Origin of the sequence: Candidatus Pseudomonas phytovorans (assembly GCA_029202525.1) — a bacterium.
GTDB lineage: Bacteria > Pseudomonadota > Gammaproteobacteria > Pseudomonadales > Pseudomonadaceae > Aquipseudomonas > Aquipseudomonas phytovorans.
The window spans coordinates 3,982,271-4,002,052 of record CP119325.1; the positions used below are offsets into that span (position 1 = coordinate 3,982,271).

19 protein-coding genes are annotated in these 19,782 nt (G+C 60.9%); 13 read left to right on the plus strand and 6 right to left on the minus strand.

All coding sequences use genetic code 11. The features are described from left to right. Positions 1–116: 116 nt before the first annotated feature. The 11 genes from yghU (at position 117) to P0Y58_17550 (ending at position 12,119) form a co-directional block, all read left to right on the plus strand. Positions 117–956, plus strand: coding sequence for a glutathione-dependent disulfide-bond oxidoreductase (yghU, locus tag P0Y58_17500; protein ID WEK28701.1), 840 nt, complete (start codon positions 117–119; stop codon positions 954–956). 140 nt (positions 957–1,096) lie between these two features. Next, on the plus strand, positions 1,097–2,800 hold the full coding sequence (locus P0Y58_17505; GenBank protein ID WEK28702.1) for an amidase: 1,704 nt from the start codon (positions 1,097–1,099) through the stop codon (positions 2,798–2,800). Between the two features lie 123 nt (positions 2,801–2,923). Then, entirely contained in the window at positions 2,924–3,598 is a 675-nt protein-coding gene (locus tag P0Y58_17510) for a PAS domain-containing protein (protein WEK28703.1), read from the plus strand. Continuing rightward, positions 3,595–4,512 carry a pyridoxal-phosphate dependent enzyme gene (locus P0Y58_17515; protein ID WEK28704.1) on the plus strand — a complete coding sequence of 306 codons (918 nt, stop codon included), beginning with the start codon at positions 3,595–3,597 and terminating at the stop codon, positions 4,510–4,512. Before P0Y58_17510 ends, P0Y58_17515 begins: the two co-directional genes overlap by 4 nt. Positions 4,513–4,699: 187 nt before the next feature. Next, positions 4,700–5,797, plus strand: coding sequence for a carboxynorspermidine decarboxylase (locus P0Y58_17520; protein ID WEK28705.1), 1,098 nt, complete (start codon positions 4,700–4,702; stop codon positions 5,795–5,797). 33 nt (positions 5,798–5,830) lie between these two features. Further along, entirely contained in the window at positions 5,831–7,075 is a 1,245-nt protein-coding gene (locus P0Y58_17525; protein WEK28706.1) for a saccharopine dehydrogenase family protein, read from the plus strand. Between the two features lie 172 nt (positions 7,076–7,247). Continuing rightward, complete coding sequence (locus P0Y58_17530; protein WEK28707.1) at positions 7,248–8,585, plus strand: UDP-glucose/GDP-mannose dehydrogenase family protein; 1,338 nt, start codon at positions 7,248–7,250, stop codon at positions 8,583–8,585. After that, on the plus strand, positions 8,573–9,547 hold the full coding sequence (locus tag P0Y58_17535; GenBank protein ID WEK28708.1) for an NAD-dependent epimerase/dehydratase family protein: 975 nt from the start codon (positions 8,573–8,575) through the stop codon (positions 9,545–9,547). Before P0Y58_17530 ends, P0Y58_17535 begins: the two co-directional genes overlap by 13 nt. Before the next feature lie 34 nt (positions 9,548–9,581). Then, the gene (locus P0Y58_17540) at positions 9,582–10,325 is read left to right on the plus strand and encodes a glycosyltransferase family 2 protein (GenBank protein WEK28709.1); all 744 of its coding nucleotides are present in this window, start codon (positions 9,582–9,584) and stop codon (positions 10,323–10,325) included. After that, on the plus strand, positions 10,322–10,594 hold the full coding sequence (locus P0Y58_17545) for a lipid-A-disaccharide synthase N-terminal domain-containing protein (protein ID WEK28710.1): 273 nt from the start codon (positions 10,322–10,324) through the stop codon (positions 10,592–10,594). The genes P0Y58_17540 and P0Y58_17545 overlap by 4 nt, the downstream gene beginning before the upstream one ends. A 4-nt stretch (positions 10,595–10,598) precedes the next feature. Next, entirely contained in the window at positions 10,599–12,119 is a 1,521-nt protein-coding gene (locus P0Y58_17550; GenBank protein ID WEK28711.1) for a glycosyltransferase family 39 protein, read from the plus strand. 168 nt (positions 12,120–12,287) lie between these two features. Here P0Y58_17550 and mqo read toward each other — a convergent pair whose 3' ends face one another. Continuing rightward, on the minus strand, positions 12,288–13,865 hold the full coding sequence (gene mqo, locus P0Y58_17555) for a malate dehydrogenase (quinone) (GenBank protein WEK28712.1): 1,578 nt from the start codon (positions 13,863–13,865) through the stop codon (positions 12,288–12,290). A gap of 145 nt (positions 13,866–14,010) precedes the next feature. On the opposite strand from mqo, the gene P0Y58_17560 reads away from it, so the two are divergent. Both P0Y58_17560 and P0Y58_17565 read left to right on the plus strand, forming a co-directional pair. Continuing rightward, positions 14,011–15,231: a putative DNA modification/repair radical SAM protein gene (locus P0Y58_17560; GenBank protein WEK28713.1), complete on the plus strand. Its 1,221-nt coding sequence runs from the start codon at positions 14,011–14,013 to the stop codon at positions 15,229–15,231. Next, on the plus strand, positions 15,222–16,070 hold the full coding sequence (locus tag P0Y58_17565; GenBank protein ID WEK28714.1) for a TIGR03915 family putative DNA repair protein: 849 nt from the start codon (positions 15,222–15,224) through the stop codon (positions 16,068–16,070). The genes P0Y58_17560 and P0Y58_17565 overlap by 10 nt, the downstream gene beginning before the upstream one ends. Before the next feature lie 36 nt (positions 16,071–16,106). On the opposite strand, the gene P0Y58_17570 is transcribed toward P0Y58_17565, so the two are convergent. Genes P0Y58_17570 through P0Y58_17590 form a run of 5 tightly spaced genes read right to left on the minus strand, consistent with a single transcriptional unit; the run spans position 16,107 to position 19,697 of the window. Beyond that, on the minus strand, positions 16,107–16,364 hold the full coding sequence (locus P0Y58_17570; protein ID WEK28715.1) for a PAAR domain-containing protein: 258 nt from the start codon (positions 16,362–16,364) through the stop codon (positions 16,107–16,109). Beyond that, on the minus strand, positions 16,361–17,179 hold the full coding sequence (locus P0Y58_17575) for a hypothetical protein (protein WEK28716.1): 819 nt from the start codon (positions 17,177–17,179) through the stop codon (positions 16,361–16,363). The genes P0Y58_17570 and P0Y58_17575 overlap by 4 nt, the downstream gene beginning before the upstream one ends. Next, positions 17,172–18,857, minus strand: a complete 1,686-nt coding sequence (locus P0Y58_17580) for a hypothetical protein (GenBank protein WEK28717.1) — start codon at positions 18,855–18,857, stop codon at positions 17,172–17,174. The genes P0Y58_17575 and P0Y58_17580 overlap by 8 nt, the downstream gene beginning before the upstream one ends. 13 nt (positions 18,858–18,870) lie before the next feature. Then, positions 18,871–19,161: a PAAR domain-containing protein gene (locus P0Y58_17585; protein ID WEK28718.1), complete on the minus strand. Its 291-nt coding sequence runs from the start codon at positions 19,159–19,161 to the stop codon at positions 18,871–18,873. After that, on the minus strand, positions 19,158–19,697 hold the full coding sequence (locus tag P0Y58_17590) for a hypothetical protein (GenBank protein WEK28719.1): 540 nt from the start codon (positions 19,695–19,697) through the stop codon (positions 19,158–19,160). The genes P0Y58_17585 and P0Y58_17590 overlap by 4 nt, the downstream gene beginning before the upstream one ends. Between the last annotated feature and the right edge of the window lie 85 nt (positions 19,698–19,782).

Here is a 19,782-nt window from a genome sequence, read left to right on the forward strand (position 1 = left end):
TCGTCATGCATGATGCGCCCGCGCCCTCTGCATTTGCGTATGGCGTCGAACCCGTGGCATAGATACAGGTCCACGTATTTACGTGACCGTTCTGCGCCAATGAAGGAGAGTCATGCATGAGCAAGCCCGCGTATGTGCCACCCAAGGTCTGGCGCAACGAAGCAGCGTCCGGCGGCCAGTTCGCCAGCATCAACCGCCCGGTTGCAGGCCCCACGCACGACAAGGACCTGCCGTTGGGCAAGCACCCGCTGCAGCTGTATTCCTTGGCCACACCCAATGGCGTCAAGGTCACTATTGCCCTTGAGGAGCTGCTTGCCTTGGGCCATGCCGCAGCCGAGTACGATGCCTGGCTGATCCGCATTGGCGAGGGCGACCAGTTTTCCAGCGGGTTTGTCCAGGTCAACCCCAATTCCAAGATCCCTGCCCTGCTCGACCGCAGCGTCGAACCGCCTGTGCGGGTATTCGAGTCGGGTTCGATCCTGCTGTACCTGGCAGACAAGTTCGGTGCGCTGCTGCCAAAATCGCCAGCAGCACGTACCGAGAGCCTGAACTGGCTGTTCTGGCAAATGGGAGCAGCGCCTTACCTGGGCGGTGGCTTTGGTCACTTCTACGTGTACGCCCCGGAAAAATTCGAGTACGCGATCAACCGCTTCACCATGGAGGCCAAGCGCCAACTGGATGTGCTCGACCGCCGCCTGGCCGAGAGCCGCTACCTGGGCGGTGATGAGTACAGCATTGCCGATATTGCCGTGTGGCCGTGGTATGGCCAGCTGGTCCGCGGCAACCTGTATGACGCGGCGGAGTTCCTGGCGGTTGATGAGTACCCCAACGTGCAGCGATGGGCCGATGAAATTGCCTTGCGCCCGGCGGTGCAGCGTGGAACCCGGGTGAACCGTACGTGGGGGGATGAGGCGAGCCAGGTGCCCGAGCGGCATACGGCGCAGGACCTGGATTGAGGGATAGCCGGGGTCGCTGTGCGGCCCCGACAATGCCCGCCTGCATAAAACCATTTGCCCCCGCGCAAATCTGCGTCCGCCAAGCCCTTCTTGTACACTCCTCGCATTAGCCCCCACCTGCACATTTTTTTGGTGAACGCATGATCGAGGTAACCGAGGTTTCCATTGCCGAGCTGCGCGACGCGCTCGAGTCGGGCCGCACGACAGCTGTCGAGCTGGTCAAGGCTTACCTGGCACGTATCGACGCCTATGACGGGGCCGACACCGCCACCGCCCTGAACGCCGTAGTGGTACGCAACCCCGAGGCGCTGAAAGAAGCCGAGGCTTCCGACGCCCGCCGCGCTCAAGGTCAGGTCCTGAGCCCGCTGGATGGCATCCCCTACACCGCCAAGGACAGCTACCTGGTCAAGGGCCTGACCGCCGCTTCCGGCAGCCCTGCCTTCAAGAACCTCGTCGCCCAGCGCGACGCCTTCACCATCGAGCGCCTGCGCGCCGCGGGTGCGGTGTGCCTGGGCAAGACCAACATGCCGCCCATGGCCAACGGTGGCATGCAGCGCGGCGTGTATGGCCGCGCTGAAAGCCCGTACAACGCCAGCTTCCTGACTGCGCCCTTCGCCTCGGGCTCGTCCAACGGCGCTGGCACTGCCACCGCCGCCAGCTTCAGCGCCTTCGGCCTGGCCGAGGAGACCTGGTCCAGCGGTCGTGGTCCGGCGTCCAACAATGGCTTGTGCGCCTACACCCCATCGCGCGGGGTGATTTCGGTGCGGGGCAACTGGCCGCTGACACCGACCATGGACGTGGTGGTGCCATACGCCCGCACCATGGCCGACCTGCTGGAAATCCTCGATGTGGTGGTCGCCGATGACGCTGACAAGCGGGGTGACCTGTGGCGCCTCCAGCCCTGGGTGCCAATCCCGGCGGCATCGACTGTACGCCCGGCCTCTTACCTGGACCTGGCGGTGGATGCCAGCACGCTCAAGGGCAAACGCTTTGGCGTACCGCGCATGTACATCAATGCCGATGCCGAAGCGGGCACCTCCGAAAAACCAGGCATCGGTGGCCCGACTGGCCAGCGCATCAACACCCGCGCCACGGTGATCGACTTGTGGCAACAGGCACGCCAGGCCCTGGAAGCGGCCGGCGCCGAAGTGCTGGAAGTGGACTTCCCACTGGTGTCCAACTGCGAGGGCGACCGCCCGGGCGCACCGACCGTTTACAACCGTGGCATCGTCAGCAAAGAGTTCCTGCATGACGAGCTCTGGGAGCTATCTGGCTGGGCGTTTGATGATTTCCTGCAAGCCAACGGCGACCCCAAGCTCAACCGCCTGGCCGATGTCGATGGACCGCAGATTTTCCCCCACGACCCGGGCACCTTGCCTAACCGTGAAGATGACCTGGCCGCAGGCATGGACGAGTACGTCAACATGGCCAAACGCGGGCTGAAGACCTGGGACCAGATCGAGACCGTGCCCGACGGCCTGCGCGGCCTGGAGCACACCCGCAAGCTGGACCTGGAGGACTGGATGGACAAGCTCGGCCTGGACGCGGTGCTGTTCCCGACCGTCGCCGATGTGGGCCCGGCCGATGCCGACGTCAACCCGGCCTCGGCAGACATCGCCTGGAGCAACGGTATCTGGGTAGCCAACGGCAACCTGGCGATCCGCCACCTGGGTGTGCCGACCGTCACCGTCCCAATGGGCGTGATGGCCGACATCGGCATGCCGGTGGGCCTGACCTTTGCCGGCCGCGCCTATAGCGACAATGCGCTGCTGAGCTTTGGCGCAGCCTTCGAGGCGACCGGCTCACGCCGCATGATCCCACCACGGACCCCGGCCCTGCGCTGAACACCGACGGGGGCCGCTTTGCGGTCCATTCGCGGGTAAACCCGCGAATGGATCTGAACAAGCAAATCGCCTAAATCAACTTTATGTGTAAAAATACACAAAATGTTGATTTTGCGATTTGCCATGCCTATCACCCCCAGCGAAGAACGCCACCTCACCCTCACGGTGCTCAAGGCCGCCATCCAGGCCCTGGGCAGCGTTGCCGCACGCAACATGGAAATCCTCCTGCACGACCTGGATCACCCGGAGCATTCCGTGGTGGCGATCGTCAACGGCCACCTCTCCGGCCGCAGCATCGGCAGCCCGATCCTCGCCGCACCAGAGCAGGACCAAGGCTTCAAGGCACTGATGCAGGCCTCAGCCCACCAGCACGGCAGCGAGCCGGTGGTACTGCCCGACTACCCCACCACGCTCAAGGGGCGCACCCTGCGCAGCGCCACCGCCATCTTTCGCGACAGCACCGGCCACCCCTTCGCCAGCCTCTGCGTCAACACCGACGTCACCGGCCTGGACGCCGCCATGAGCTTTCTGCAGCAGTTCCAACCACTGGGGGCCGCGCCGGCCGTCAGCGAACCCGCAGACATGGAACTGCTGATGAGCGAGATCATCCAGGCCTCCCTGCAACGCAGCGGCCAGGGGCGGATGAACAAACAGGCCAAGGTCGAGGCCGTGCGGGTCATGCAGGAGCGCGGCCTGTTCATCGTCAAAGGCGGCGTGGAAAAGGCCGCCAGTGCCCTCGGCGTTACCCGCTACACCATTTACAACTACCTTGAACAATTGCGCGGAGCCAGCCAATGACCTTGCATATCCATACCCCCCTGATCGAATCGCGCGCGCTGTCGTTGGCCGCGGGCCGAAACGTCTGGCTCAAGCTTGAAGCCCTGCAACCTTGTGGCTCGTTCAAGTTGCGCGGGGTGGGCCACGCCTGCGAAGTGCATCAAGCCCGTGGCGCCCAGCAGTTCATCTCCTCCTCGGGCGGCAACGCCGGCCTGGCGGTGGCCTATGCGGGACGCAAGCTGGGTGTGCCGGTAACCGTGGTAGTCCCCGAGACAACCACCGAGCGGGCCAAGGAGCTGCTGCGCCAAGAAGACGCCAACGTGGTGGTGCATGGCAGCTCCTGGCAAGAAGCCAATGCCTTGGCGCAGACCTTGGTGGGGCCGAATGATGCGTTCATTCACCCGTTTGACGACCCGCTGCTGTGGGCCGGGCATGCCAGCCTGATCGATGAAATTGCCGAAGCAGGCGTGAAACCGGGCGCTGTGGTGCTGTCGGTGGGCGGTGGCGGGTTGCTCAGCGGCGTGGTCGAGGGGCTGCAGCGCAACGGCTGGGGTGATGTACCGGTGCTGGCGGTGGAAACCAACGGCGCCGCATCGCTGCATGCGGCCATGCAGGCCGGGCATTCGGTTGAGCTGGAGCGCCTGGCTTCGGTGGCGACGTCGCTGGGTGCAAAGCGGGTTGCCGATCAGGCGCTGGTCTGCACGCAGCAACACCCGGTTCACAGCCACTTGGTCAGCGACCGCGCCGCGCTGCAGGCCTGTGAGCAGTTCCTGCTGGACCATCGCGTGCTGGTCGAGCCGGCGTGTGGGGCTGCGTTGGCACTCGCGTATGCGCCGGGCGCTCTGGCGCAGTACCAGGATGTGCTGGTGGTGGTTTGTGGTGGAGCCACGGCAACGCTGGAACAGATTCAGGCGTGGCTGCAGCAAGCCGATTGAGGCTGCCACCTGTCGGTGGTGATTACGATAGTCACATGCGCCTGTTCTACTGAGCCCGCCGCAACCGGAAAAATGCCCTCGCAACTGCGTCAACCCTGACGAAATGCGTATCGCACCCTTTCGGTCTGCGGCAAGTGAAGGCACAATGCGTGTCCTTTTTTTGGCCGGCCTGGCCGGGGGCCTTTAAATGATCAAGACGCCGTATTACCTCATCGATAAAACCAAGCTGCTCAGCAACATGGAGAAGATCGCCTACGTGCGTGAACACTCCGGTGCCAAGGCGCTGCTTGCCCTGAAGTGCTTCGCCACCTGGTCGGTCTTCGACCTGATGCAGCAGTACATGGACGGCACCACTTCGTCCTCGCTCTTCGAGCTCAAGCTCGGCCGCCAGAAATTCGCCGGCGAAACCCACGCCTACAGCGTGGCCTGGGCCGACGACGAGGTCGAGGAAATGCTCGAAAACTGCGACAAGATCATCTTCAACTCGATCGGCCAGCTGCAGCGCTTTGCCGAACAGTCCGAAGGTAAAGTGCGCGGCCTGCGTGTAAACCCGCAGGTCAGCAGCTCCGACTACCTGCTGGCTGACCCGGCCCGTCCGTTCAGCCGCCTGGGCGAATGGGACCCTGCCAAGATCGAGCAGGTAATCGAGCAGATCTCCGGTTTCATGTTCCACAACAACTGCGAGAACGGCGACTTCGGCCTGTTCGACAAGATGCTCACGCATATCGAAGAGCGCTTCGGCCACCTGCTGCACAAGGTCGAATGGGTCAGCCTCGGTGGCGGCATCCACTTCACCGGTGAAGACTATGCGGTAGACGCCTTCTGCGCGCGCCTCAAAGCCTTCTCGGAAACCTACGGTGTGCAGGTGTACCTGGAGCCGGGCGAAGCGGCCATCACCAACAGCGCCTCGCTGGAAGTGACCGTGCTCGACACCCTGTACAACGGCAAGCACCTGGCCGTGGTCGACAGCTCGATCGAAGCGCACCTGCTCGACCTGCTGATCTACCGCCTCAACGCCAAAATGGCCCCCAACGACGGCGAGCACACCTACATGGTCTGCGGCAAGTCATGCCTGGCCGGTGACATCTTCGGCGAGTACCAATTCGATCGCCCGTTGGCCATTGGCGATCGCCTGTCGTTCATCGACACGGCGGGTTACACCATGGTCAAGAAAAACTGGTTCAACGGTCTGAAGATGCCATCCATCGTGGTCAAGCAACTCGACGGCAGCGTCGAGGTCGTCCGCGAGTTCGGTTTCGAAGACTACGTTTCCAGCCTGTCGTAAGGCCGGCTTTCCAAGTAAGGAGCAAAAGGTAAATTGAAGAAGAACGTTCTTATCATTGGTGCAGGAGGTGTCGCCAAGGTGGTGGCCCACAAGTGCGCACAGCATAACGACGAACTGGGTCGTATCGCTATCGCGTCACGGAACATCTCCAAATGCCAGGCCATCATCGACAGCGTCAAGGCCAAGGGTAGCCTCAAGGTACCCGCCGACATCCAGGCCTTCTCGCTCAACGCCCTCGATGTCGAGGCAACCAAGGCGCTGATCCGCGAAACCGAATCGCAGATCGTGATCAACGTAGGTTCCGCCTTCCTCAACATGTCGGTGCTGCGCGCCTGCATCGATACCGGTGTCGCCTATCTGGACACCGCCATCCACGAAGAGCCGGGCAAGATTTGCGAGACCCCGCCGTGGTACGGCAACTACGAGTGGAAACACCTCGAAGAGTGCCAGGCAAAGAACATTACCGCCATTCTCGGCGTCGGTTTCGACCCGGGTGTGGTGAACAGCTACGCCAAGCTGGCGCAGCAGCAGTATTTCGACAGCATTGATTCGATCGACATTCTCGACGTCAATGCCGGTTCGCACGGCAAGTACTTTGCCACCAACTTCGACCCGGAAATCAACTTCCGCGAGTTTACCGGGCAAGTATGGAGCTGGCAGAACAGCCAGTGGACCAGCAACACCATGTTCGAGGTCAAGCGTACCGACGACCTGCCAGTCGTAGGTTCGCAAAATCTGTATCTGACCGGCCACGACGAAGTTCACTCGATTTCGAAGAACCTCAACGTGCCGAACGTGCGTTTCTGGATGAGCTTTGGCGAGCACTACATCAATGTGTTCACCGTGCTGAAAAACCTGGGCCTGCTCAGCGAGCAACCGGTAAAAACCGCCGAAGGCCTGGAAGTGGTACCGCTGAAAGTGGTCAAGGCCGTGCTGCCAGACCCGGCCTCGCTGGCCCCTGGCTACACCGGCAAGACCTGCATCGGTGACCTGGTCAAGGGCACCAAGGACGGCCAGCCGCGCGAAGTCTTCATCTACAACGTGGCTGACCACGAAGAAGCCTACGCCGAGACCGACAGCCAAGGCATTTCCTACACCGCCGGTGTACCGCCAGTGGCTGCCGCCCTGCTGGTTGCCCGTGGCGACTGGGATGCCAAGCGCATGGTCAACGTCGAGGAACTGCCAGCCGAGCCGTTCCTCAAGGCGCTTGATGTGATGGGCCTGCCGACCCGCGTCAAAGATGAAAAAGGCGATCGTCCTTGGGACGCTGAAGCCTAAGCAACAAACAGAAGGGGCGCCAATATGGCGCCCCTTCTGTTTTTCAGTCCTGAATCAACTGCCCGAACACAACAGGTCTCGGCCACCCAACCGCTGCATTCATCCTTCAGGTCACAATTCCTAAACAACAATGTGACATTTTTTTTCAGCTTTCTTATCAAGGAGCTGAACGATGAAAGTCACGGTTTTCGGTACCGGCTATGTCGGCCTCACCCAGGCAGTGTGCCTGGCCCAGGTGGGGCACTCGGTGTTGTGCATGGACGTGGACGCCGAGCGGGTCGCCGCGCTCAACAAAGGCCATTGCCCGATCTTCGAACCCGGCCTGGCGCCGATGCTGGAGAAGAACCTGGCCTGCGGCCGCCTGCGGTTCACCACGGATGCCAGGGAAGCAGCCAACTACGCCAAATTGCAGTTCATCGCAGTCGGCACACCGCCACAAGCTGATGGCAGCGCCGACCTGAAGCACGTTTTTGCCGTGGTCGACGGCATCCTCGAACATGCTGACGGCGCCAGGGTAATCGTCAACAAATCCACCGCGCCGGTCGGCACCGTGCACCGCATCAAATCGCGCATAGCCCAAGCCGTCGCCGACAGCGGTCGCTTTCAGGTAATCAGCAACCCGGAGTTTCTCAAGGAAGGTTCGGCCGTGGACGATTGCATGCGGCCAGACCGCATCATCATCGGCGGCGCCCAACCTGCCGAAGTGGAGTTGCTGCGCGAGCTGTACCTGCCGTTCAGCCGCAACCGCGAAAAGCTCATGGTGATGGATGCACGCAGCGCCGAGCTGACCAAGTATGCGGCCAACTGCATGCTGGCGACCAAGATCTCCTTCATCAACGAAATTGCCAACCTGGCCGAGCACCTGGGCGCCGATATCGAAATGGTACGCCGTGGCATCGGCTCCGACCCGCGCATCGGCTACGACTTCATCTACGCCGGTTGCGGCTTTGGCGGCTCGTGCTTCCCCAAGGACCTGCAAGCCCTGCGCCGCAGCGCCGAGGCTGAGGGCTTCGAGCCACAGTTGCTGCGCGCCGTGGAGTCGGTCAACGAACATCAAAAGGGCCGGCTGTTCAGCAAGATCCAGCGGCACTATCCCGATGGCCTGCGGGGCAAGGTATTTGCCCTGTGGGGGTTGTCGTTCAAACCCAACACCAATGACATCCGCGAAGCCTCCAGCCGCGTCTTGCTGGAAGCGCTGTGGGCCGCTGGCGCGCGGGTACAAGCCCACGACCCGCAAGCGATGGAAGAAATCCAGCGGCACTACGGCCCCCGCGCCGATCTGCAACTCGTGCCTTGCAAGGACGATGCACTGGAGGGCGCCGATGCGTTGGTCATCATCACCGAATGGCAGGATTACCGCGTACTCAACCTGGACAAGGTGCCGCAACTGTTGACCGACCGGGTTGTGTTCGACGGGCGCAACCTGTTCGAGCCCGAGCACATGGCCGCTGCCGGCCTGACCTACTACGGTATCGGCCGCGGCCAGGTGCAGCCAGCATGCCCGTACTGATTACCGGCGTGGCCGGTTTCATCGGTTTTCACGTCGCGCGCCGGCTGTGCGAGGCGGGCATCGACGTGGTCGGCATCGACAACCTCAATGCCTACTACAGCGTCGAGCTGAAACAGGCGCGCCTGCAGCAGCTGTCAGGCTTCGCCAATTTTTGCTTCCAGGCCCTCGACATCGCCAACGCTGCCGACCTGCAGCAGCTGTTCACGGGGCAGGCGTTCAGTGAAGTGATCCACCTGGCGGCCCAGGCCGGGGTGCGCTATTCGCTGGACAACCCCGGCGCGTATGGCCAGGCCAACCTGGTCGGCTTTCTCAATGTGCTCGAAGCCTGCCGCCAGCAGCCACCGAGCCACCTGATCTACGCCTCCAGCAGCTCGGTGTACGGTGCCAACGCCAAGCTGCCGTTCAGCGTTGACGACCCGGTCGAGCAGCCTGTTTCGCTCTACGCCGCCAGCAAGCGCGCCAATGAACTGATGGCGCACAGCTATGCGCACCTGTATCGGCTACCCACCACCGGCCTGCGCTTTTTCACCGTCTACGGCCCCTGGGGCCGCCCCGACATGGCGCTGTTCAAGTTCACCCGCGCCATGCTCGAAGGCCGCCCGATCGAGATTTACAACAATGGCCTGATGGGCCGCGACTTCACCTACATCGACGACATCGTCGAAAGCATCCTGCGCCTGCGCCTGAAGCCGCCGCGGCCTGCTGAAGGGCAACCGCCCTGCCAGCTGTTCAACATCGGCCGCGGCCAACCGGTGCGGCTGCTGCATTTCGTCGAATGCCTGGAACACGCCCTGGGCATCAAGGCTCGGCGCGACTACCTGCCACTGCAGGCGGGAGACGTGCTGGAAACCTGGGCCGATGTGGGCTCTCTGGCGCGCTGGATCGACTTCACCCCAGGCACGTCGCTGGAACACGGTGTTAACGCATTCGTTGGCTGGTACCGGGATTTCTACCGGGTTTGAGCCGCGTACTCACAACAAGATCACAGGTAGCCCCATGACAGATCCAATTGACCTCTCGGTATTGATCCCCGCCAGGAACGAGGTCGACAACCTGCCATCACTGCTGATGGAGATCCGCGCCGCACTGGCGGCCGAAGATCATGAAGTCATTGTGGTCGATGACGGCAGCAGCGATCGCACCCTGAGCGTACTGCAGCAACTGAAGGGCCAGGGCTACACGCAGCTGCGCATCCTGCGCCACGAGCGTTCGCTGGGTCAGAGCACCTCGCTGTGGCATGCCGCGCAGGCTGCCCGTGGCCACTGGCTGGTCACCCTCGACGGCGACGGCCAAAATGACCCGGCAGATATCCCGGGCATGCTGGCCCTGGTACGCGCCAACCAGGCCTTGGCCGGCGGCGTCAAGCTGGTGGCCGGGCACCGGGTCAACCGCCGTGACAGTGCCAGCAAACGCTGGGCCTCGCGCTTCGCCAACGGCCTGCGCAGCCGTCTGCTCAAAGACGCCACGCCAGACACCGGCTGCGGGCTGAAGCTGATCGAGCGCGCAGCCTTCCTGCGCCTGCCCTACTTCGACCACATGCATCGCTTCATTCCGGCCCTGATTCTGCGCCACAACGGCCGCATGCTGGTGCACCCGGTCAACCATCGGCCACGCCATGCCGGGGTGTCCAAGTACGGCAACCTGGACCGCGCCCTGGTGGGCATCCTCGACTTGTTCGGAGTGTGGTGGCTGATCCGCCGCACGCGCCTGGACAGCCGCCCGCAGGAGCTTGAAGGATGACCCGTGAAACGCTGTGGCTGATCATCGGCTTCGCCGGCCAGGCGGTGTTCACCGGGCGCTTCGTGCTGCAGTGGCTGTACAGCGAGTTCAAGCGCCGCAGTGTGATCCCGGTAGGGTTCTGGTACCTGAGCATGCTTGGCAGTGCGCTGCTGCTGACCTATGCCATTTACCGCCAGGACCCGGTGTTCATCATCGGCCAGAGCTTCGGCTTCCTGGTTTACCTGCGCAACCTGCAATTGATCGCCCGTAACCAGGAACAAAAGGAGTAGCCCTTTGCCAAAGTTCAAGACGCTCGGGGCTGAACGCCTGGCCCTGGTCGCCCTCGCGGTATTGCTGGTGGGCGCTGGCATCGGCTGGCGCCAGCCAATGAATGTGGATGAAGAGCGTTTTCTCGGCGTCGCCCTGGAAATGCTGCAAAGCGGCAACTGGTTCATCCCGCATCGGGCCGCAGAAATCTACGGCGACAAACCGCCGTTGTTCATGTGGACCGTGGCCCTGTTCAGCCACCTGACCGGCTCGCCCAAGGTCGCCCTCTACCTGCCAGGGCTGATGTCGGCGGCAACCATCACCTGGGTGCTGCATGACCTGGGGCGGCGCCTGTGGACCCGGCGCATCGGTGTGATTGCCGCCTTGCTGTTCCTGGCTACCTACCAGAGCTACAGCATCCTGCGCACCGGGCAAATCGACAGCTTCCTGTGTCTATGGGTGGCGCTGGGCTTCTACGGCATGGTGCGTCACCTGCTACTGGGGCCTGCGTGGGGCTGGTTCTACCTGGGCTGCGCGGCCATGGGGCTGGGTATCATCAGCAAAGGCGTTGGCTTTCTCCCGGCACTGATGCTGCTGCCCTATGCCTGGGCGGTACGCCAGCGCTGGCACGGCGTGGTAGCCATGCCCGGCCAAGGTTGGCGTTGGGGCTTGGGGTTGCTGTGGTTACTGGCCGGTTGCGCAGTCTGGCTGCTGCCGCTGCTGGTGTCGATCGCCAAGGGCGGAGGCGCAGCTGAGCTGGCCTACCTGAAGGAAATCCTGCTGCGCCAGACCGCCAGCCGCTATACCAATGCCTGGGACCATCGCGAGCCGTTCTGGTACTTCTTCGTCAAGGTCATTCCCAAGTACTGGCTGCCGCTGGTGCTGGCCCTGCCCTGGTTGGTACCGGCCTGGCGACGTCAACTGCAAAAGCGCGACGGGCGTTTCTTGCTGCTGCTCGGTTGGGTGGCGTTGGTGCTGCTGTTTTTCAGTTTCAGCAGTGGCAAGCGCAAGTTGTATATCTTTCCGGCGCTGCCCGGTTTGGTGCTGGCCATCGCCCCGCTGATACCGTGGCTGCTCAAACGCTGGCTACTGGGCCGCCCGGCCTGGCGCAAAGCCTTTATCGCCGTAGCCCTGATATGGTTCGCGCTGTGGTTCACCCGCGGCTTCGTCGAGCCGTTCAAGGAGGGCCGAAACCCCCATGAAACGCTGATGAGCGAAGCGGCACGCGCCACTGGCGGTGCCGAGCTGGTGCTGGTCAATTGGCGCGAGGGGCATTGGCTGTTTGCCCGGCAGCCGATCGTGCATTTCGGTTTTACCGGCCAATCCAAGGCGGATGCAGCGGCCTACTGGCTGCGCCACAACCCCAGCGCCTTCGCCCTGATTCCGGCCTCCGAACTGGGCCGTTGCTTCAGTGCCGACAAGGCGCGCAGGCTGGGTGAGACTTCGCGGGCCGAGTGGTATGTGGTGGGTGCCGATGCCGACAACGGCCAGTGCCCGGCTACCGCTCCCCGCCACGTCTACCACTTCACTTGGGCAAATACGCCTTAACACGGTCCGGCGAGGTTTGCCGGCTTTACTGGGGCTGCTTTGCAGCCCTTCGCGGGCACGCCCGCTCCCACAGGAATCGCGCCTTATCTGGGCTCAGCGCTATACCTGTGGGAGCGGGCGTGCCCGCGAAGGGCCGCACAGCGGCCCCATCGGCCTCAACTGACATCTTCAAGGGGTCACGGCGCTCGCAGGCGGATCAAGCTGCAACACCTCGTTGGTATACGCCCACTCCTTCTGTACTTGCTCGGGGTGATCGTTCAGACGCGTGCCGTAGGACGGGATAATCTGCTTGATCTTCGCCTGCCACTCGGGCGACGCCACCTTGTCCTTGAATACTTTGTTCAGCACATCGAGCATGATCGGTGGCGCAGTCGAAGCACCGGGCGAGGCCCCCAACAAGCCGGCGATGCTGCCGTCCTTGGCCGTCACCACTTCCGTCCCGAGCTTGAGCACACCACCTAACGCTTCGTCCTTCTTGATGATCTGTACCCGCTGGCCCGCCTGCCACAGCCGCCAGTCTTCTTTCTTCGCCTCCGGGAAGTAAGTACGCAGCGCCTCGAAGCGGTCATTGTCAGATTGCAGCACCTGCCCGATCAGGTATTGCACCAGGTCGAATTCGCGCACCCCCACCCGCACCATCGGCCAGGCGTTGTGTACGCTGGTGCTGGCAAGCAGGTCGAGCAGCGAGCCTTGCTTGAGGAACTTGGTCGAGAAGGTGGCGAACGGCCCGAACAGGATCATGCGCTTGCCATCGAGCACCCGGGTGTCCAGATGCGGCACCGACATCGGCGGCGCACCGGTGGCGGCGATGCCGTAGGCCTTGGCCATGTGACGCTGGGCGATGGCCGGGTTGTCGGTGACCAGGAACGATCCGCCGACCGGGAAGCCGGCGTAGTCCTTGGCTTCATCGATACCCGACTTCTGCAGCAGCGGTAGCGCCGCGCCGCCAGCGCCGATGAACAGGAACTTGGCGTCGGTGGCCGCCTTGCTGCCGTCGTTGAGGTTCTTGTATTCGACATGCCAGGAGCCATCGCCGTTGCGGGTGATGTCGTGAACCTCGGTCGACAGCTTGAGGTCGAAGTTCGGCCGGGTCTGCAGGTAGCCCACGTACTGCCGGGTAATCTCACCAAAGTTGACGTCAGTGCCGATTGGCGTCCAGGTCACGGCCAGTTTCTGATTGGGATCTCGCCCTTCCATCATCAACGGCACCCATTTGCGAATCTGCTCATGGTCCTCGGAGTACTGCATGGGCTTGAACAGCGGGCTGGCCTGCAGCGCGTCGTAGCGCTTTTTGAGGAAGCGGATATTGTCATCGCCCCAAACAAAGCTCATGTGCGGCGTGGTGTTGATGAACGAATGCGGGTTCTTCAGCACACCCTGTTTGACCTGCCAGGCGAGGAACTGTCGGGTGATCTGGAACGACTCGTTGATCTCCACGGCTTTGCTGATATCGATCTTGCCGTCTTTTTCCGGCGTGTAGTTCAGCTCCGCAAGGGCCGAATGGCCGGTACCCGCGTTGTTCCAGCCGTTGGAGCTTTCTTCCGCGACCTTGTCCAGGCGCTCGACCATCTCCATCGACCAGCCCGGCTCCAGCTCGTTGAGCCAGACCGCCAGAGTGGAACTCATGATGCCGCCACCTACCAGCATGACATCGACCTTCCTGGTTTCCGCGGCCTGGGCGTTGAGCATGCCAAAGGCCAAGGCCAGCCCGGCGAACGCCAGATCCGGCTTCAGGGTGATTTTCATAACCTTTTCCGCGCCTCGTTGCTATCTGTAAGTCCAGCCACAAGCTTAGCTGACAGATTTAGTCGGGTATGGCTGACGTACAACCACTTGCAATCAATCGAATCTCAAAATACTGTATGAATATTCAGTACGAAGAGACAGACCCATGCAACTCATCGCCAAACTCGGCATCCTTGCCGACGCCGCCAAGTACGACGCATCGTGCGCCAGCAGCGGCGCGCCCAAACGCAATTCGCGCGGCGGCGATGGCCTGGGCGCTACCAACGGCATGGGCATCTGTCACAGCTACACCCCCGACGGCCGCTGCGTATCGCTGCTCAAGGTACTGTTGACCAATTTCTGCCTGTACGACTGCCAGTACTGCGTGAACCGCCGCTCCAGCAACGTGCCACGCGCGCGCTTCAGCCCCGAGGAAGTGGTACGCCTGACCCTGGACTTCTACCGACGCAATTGCATCAGCGGCCTGTTCCTCAGCTCTGGCATCATCCGTTCGGCGGACTACACCATGGAGCAACTGATTCGCGTAGCCCGGTTATTGCGCGAAGAACACAACTTTCGCGGCTACATTCATCTCAAGACCATCCCTGATGCCGACCCGTTGCTGATCGAAGAAGCCGGCCGCCTGGCAGACCGCCTCAGCGTCAACATCGAACTGCCCACCGAAGCCAGCCTCAAGCGCCTGGCGCCGGAAAAGCACGCGCATACCATCCGCCAGGCCATGGGCGTAATTCACCAGGGCCAGCAAGCAGTGGCCAACGAACCCAAGGCACCACGCTTCACCCCCGCCGGTCAAAGTACCCAAGTCATCGTCGGCGCCGACAGTACCGACGACAGCACCCTGCTGCGCAATGCCGAGTCGCTGTACCAGGGCTACGGCCTCAAGCGCGTGTATTACTCCGCCTTCAGCCCGATTCCCGACAGCCCGGACAGCGTGCCTCTGGCTGCACCACCACTACTGCGCGAACACCGCCTGTACCAGGCCGACTTCCTGCTGCGCGGCTACGGCTACAAAGCGGGCGAATTGCTTGGCCAGAGCGGTAACCTGGCGCTGGACATCGACCCCAAGCTGGCCTGGGCGTTGGCCAACCGTGACGTCTTCCCGCTGGATGTAAACCGCGCCGAACCTGCACTGCTGGCGCGTATTCCCGGTATCGGCCTGCGTAGCGTGCAGCGCCTGGTCGCGCTGCGTCGGGAACGGCGAATCCGCTATGATGACCTGATCCAGTTGCGCTGCGTGCTGGACAAGGCGCGGCCATTCATCGTCACCAGCGATTACCGCCCGGCCCAGGCCGAGTTGCGCAGCGGCTTGTTGCGGGCGCGTTTGCGTGAGCCACAGGCACCTGTGCAAATGGGGTTGTGGGGATGATTGCGCTCGACTGCGATGACCGCTTCGGCACCTGGCGGGATCAGGCCCGTGTGTTGCTGGGGCACGGCATCGACCCCTCACAGGTCACCTGGTTACATGGCCCGGTGGCCGACTTGCTGGCGGTGCCCGCGCCGCCCCCTGAAGGCCCCGGCCCTTTCCGCGCCAAGGTACCTGCCGCGCTGCTAAGCCAGTTGGAACAGGCTGCCCGTTACTGCGGCGAGCAACGTTGGAGCCTGCTATACGAAGTGCTGTGGCGGGTAGCCCATGGTGACCGCACGGCCATGCTGGCCGGCGACCGGTTGGGCAGTGAATTGCAACGGCGCATCAAGCAAGTCACCCGTGAGGCGCATCACCTGCATGCATTTGTGCGCTTCGTGCCGTTGCCAGAGCCTCTGGCAGAGCGCCTGCAACTGGATATGGTGGCCTATCACGAACCGGCTCATGACATTCTGGAGAGCGCCAGCCCACATTTTGCCGACCGCCTGGGGCGCTTGCGCTGGTTGATCGCCACGCCACAGGATGGCATTCGTTTTGACGGCCAGGTTTTTGATTACCAACGCCAGTGTCCCGAACCCTGGCAGCAATGGGCGCGCAACGCTGAAGACCCGGGCGCCGAATTATGGCGCACGTACTACCGCCATACCTTCAACCCCGCCCGCCTCAACCCCGATGCCCTGCGCATGCACATGCCAGGGCGGTTCTGGCGGCATCTGCCGGAAGGCATGCTGATACCGCAGCTCGAAGGCCTGGCCCGCCAGGGTAAACAGCGGGACGGCCAGGCCTTGGAAGTAGCTGCCCAAGCCGGCAAAAAAATCAGCAAACCTGTGCGATCGGTGTAGGCGCGGCCTTGTGCCACGTCGGGCCGCACTCGCTCGTCAATCCAGCAACCACCCGGCATCGCCCTCCTCCAGTACACCGCCATGATCCGTCCGGTCGCCTTTACGCGCCACCGCCTCGCCTTCGATCAGGAAATGCTCGGCCCCACTCTCGATCACTGCACCACAGGTGGTCCGGTCGCCCACCCTGGCAACGGCCCTGCCGTTGAATGTATAGGTAGCACTGCCGGTTTCTACCTGGTTAACCCCATGCAGCGGACATTTATGCTGGTGGCCTACAAGTACAACCGGGCTCATAGGGTTTCTCCTTCAGACGGTGCAGTTCGGGATTCAAGATCAATCGCCACTGGCCAGTGAACCTTCGGCGCCAGGCAGTGCATGTGGCTAAGGCCATCGTCATCGTTCCAATCACGGGGTGGGTGCACGAATGTTGGCAGCGCTTCGGGGCCTTGTTGCATGAACAGCCGGGCGATGGCCCAGTAGGCTTCACCCTTATATAGGTTGGAGGCGAACTCCACGCGATCAATGACTTCATTGGTTTCCGGGTCGCGGACAGACAGCTTGACGTTTTCGATAACGCCGCCGTGGCCAGGGGCATAAACGCGGTAGACCTCGGCGGTTACGTCGTCCCAATTGTAGGCAACAGGTTTTACACCCCAGTGCTTACGGCTGAACAAGTAAAGGTAATGATATCGGTATTGATAGAAATAAATTTTTCGCCGCAGACGATTGAAGCGGATTGGTTCGTCCCTTGGAAGCACTAAATCCAACTTAGCAAATGGAATAATGGCCCAAAGTGAAATAATGGGCACCAAAAAACCAAGAGCGTTAGTCAACCAATCATGCGACCAACCGCCACTGAACAAATCCCAGTACATCCAAAACATCAAACCAATCTGAAACATCAAAATAGGAATACTGATCAAAGCCATAACACCACGCAGAATGACACTGGACCGAGGCAGTTCCAGATACACCTCGTCAATATGATTTGGCGGCGGTTTGATGTCCCCTACACTGAAGCGGGGTGCTTGCACCTCGTCAACGTGCGGAAGGTCGTAGCTCCAGCCTATCGCTCGCTCCCATAATGCTTTTGGTTTACGATTAATCATTTAGCCCCCGACTACACACCTCGACATATGCACTATCAATATGTCGATCAGGCCAATACATTAGCAATAATGTAGCTGCAACAATAGAGTGACTTCCTATTGCCGACATAAGGCCCAAAACTCCAGATACCTCTAAGTTAACGACTCCACCCTCGCCCATTGCCGCGACATGAATTTTTTTATCAAAACCAAAACCGCTTTTATAGTCAGGAAACCGCGGCACTGCGAAACCTGAAAATCTAACAAACTTGGTTAAAGGATCTACAGATGAAGCATGATACTCGTCAGCAAGAATGTGCTCCCCACCCGTGAATTCAGGGAACTCGCCATCTCCGCACCGATGTAACATCAAACTCCAACGGTAAGCTGAAACCTCCTCTTTATATCCTGGCAAAATTATCTGGAATTTCAGTTTTTGCTCTCTTTCCAGCCCGATCAGCCCTCCTATCCGCGGCGCTGTAGGATCGGTTCTGAGAGTCGACTCGAAATGCAGAGCAGCCGTTACACCCAACGTGGCTGCGTTGAGCTCTGCAAACGCAATGTCTGCATATTCAGGAGTTTTCCAATGGACAACTGGCATTTCATCTGCCTTTCCAAAACAGCATCGCCTTGCCCAACGTTCTAAAGGGGAAGATTCGTTTTTTTCAGCATGCTTGCTTAGCGCATATGCTGCCAGCATCAGCATTAAAGCCAGACCTAAAGGACCAAGAAAAGACGTTTTAAAAACCGCCATCGCAAATACTGCAGACCCAGAACCATAAAATGCCGCAGCCAGCATATGCTGCTTTTGCGCCGTACTATCTCCAAATGCCTTAGCCCGTTGACTAGCAGCGGCTGCCTGAGCCATGTCGAAAATGCCAGCAATAGAACTTATAACCGCACCAATTTTTATCACGACCTCTCCAGCAACTGCGACGCCTCTAGTCCACGGTATGTTTACGTGAGCAACACCAGATCGCATGATTAGCCCAATCACCTCGATATTCCCCCCAAGCACTCCCAGCGTTGAGCCTTGCAACGCCAACTGTGCTTCATGAGCCTTTGGCCCAATCTCCGCTTCCGCTTTTTCCTGGTTTCTGCTCAGGCTGTCGTATTGCAAGTACAACCCACCTACCTGTTCGTCGACCTGCAGGTTGTCGGGCGTCATGGCGATGCCTAGCAATTCGGGATTGGCGTGCGCTTGGGTCAGGTCCAGCCCTTCAAAGCGGTGCGCAGGCGCCTGGCCTTTCTTGTAGGCATTCAGCACGCTGACCGGCCAGGCATCACTGGAGAAGGCCAGCCAGGCGCTGCCATAGCGGTCGGTGTCGATATTCAGGAAGGACGAGGGAATGTCATGGTTTTCATTCGTACACTTTTCAGGCAGTGATGCGGGTGGGCCGTCTGACGGTTCGTAGGGATTGAAGCGGCGCAGGTGGCCCTGTTCGCTGACTTCGTAGGCATGCCAGACCTGCTGATCGAGCAGCACATACAGGTAGCCCATGCGCAAAGTGCGCAGGCCCATCTTCGCTGAAACATGCAGGCTACCGGCTACGGTGCTGATGCAACCCGGGCGGGCATCCGGCACCAACGCCCGGCGTAGGGGCAGAATCGGCATGCCTTGGCGTTCGCAGGCCATGCACTGGTCAGACGGCAGCCCGGCTTCGGCTGTCGCAATGGCGATACGTTGACTGAGGGTCATAAGCGCCTCTCGTTTACCGGGGGGGATCGATCAGGCGACACCATTGCGCCTCGGCTTTGAGGTGGGCCAACCTTCCACCACTACTCAGGAACAACCAGCTGTTGATCGGCCACCATGGGCCATGCTCGACCTGCTTGAACGATGCCGCGAGCAGCTCCAGGCGAACGGGTTCATAGGTGGTACGGTCACCTACCCTGGCAACCGGTTTGCCATTGAATGTGTAAGCAGCACTGCCGCTCTCTACCTGGTTAACCTCATGCAGCGGGCAGTTGTGTTGGTGGCCCACAAGTACAACCGGGTTCATAGGGTTTCTCCTTCAGACGGTGCAGTTCGGGACTCAAGATCAATCGCCACTGGCCAGTGAACCTTCGGCGCCAGGCAATGCATGTGGCTAAGGCCATCGTCATCGTTCCAGTCACGGGGTGGGTGCACGAACTTTGGCAGGGCTTCGGCGCCTTGTTGCATGAACAGCCGGGCGATGGCCCAGTAGGATTCACCGTGGTATAGGTCGTGGGCAAAGAAGACGCGATCGATCACTTCATTGGTTTCCGGGTTGCGGACAGACAACATGACGTTTTCGATCAGGCCGCCGTGACCGGGGGCGTAGATGCGGTAAACCTCGGCGGTTACGTCGTCCCAGTTATAAGCGACGGGTCTGACGCCCCAGCGTTTGCGGCTGAAAATGAAGATGCGGTCGTACTTATACTCGTAGATGTAAATTTTTCGACGGAAGCGGTTGAAACGGATTGGCTCGTCTCTAGGGGTTACAAAGTCTAACTTGACATAGGGCACAACAGACCAGATAGCCGCCGGAGGCCCCAGTATCAAAAAAATGTTCATCAACCAATCCCGCAACAAGCCCTCCATAAAAATAATCCAATATAACCACACTACTAGCCCTGCGCAGAAAATTAACATCGGGATA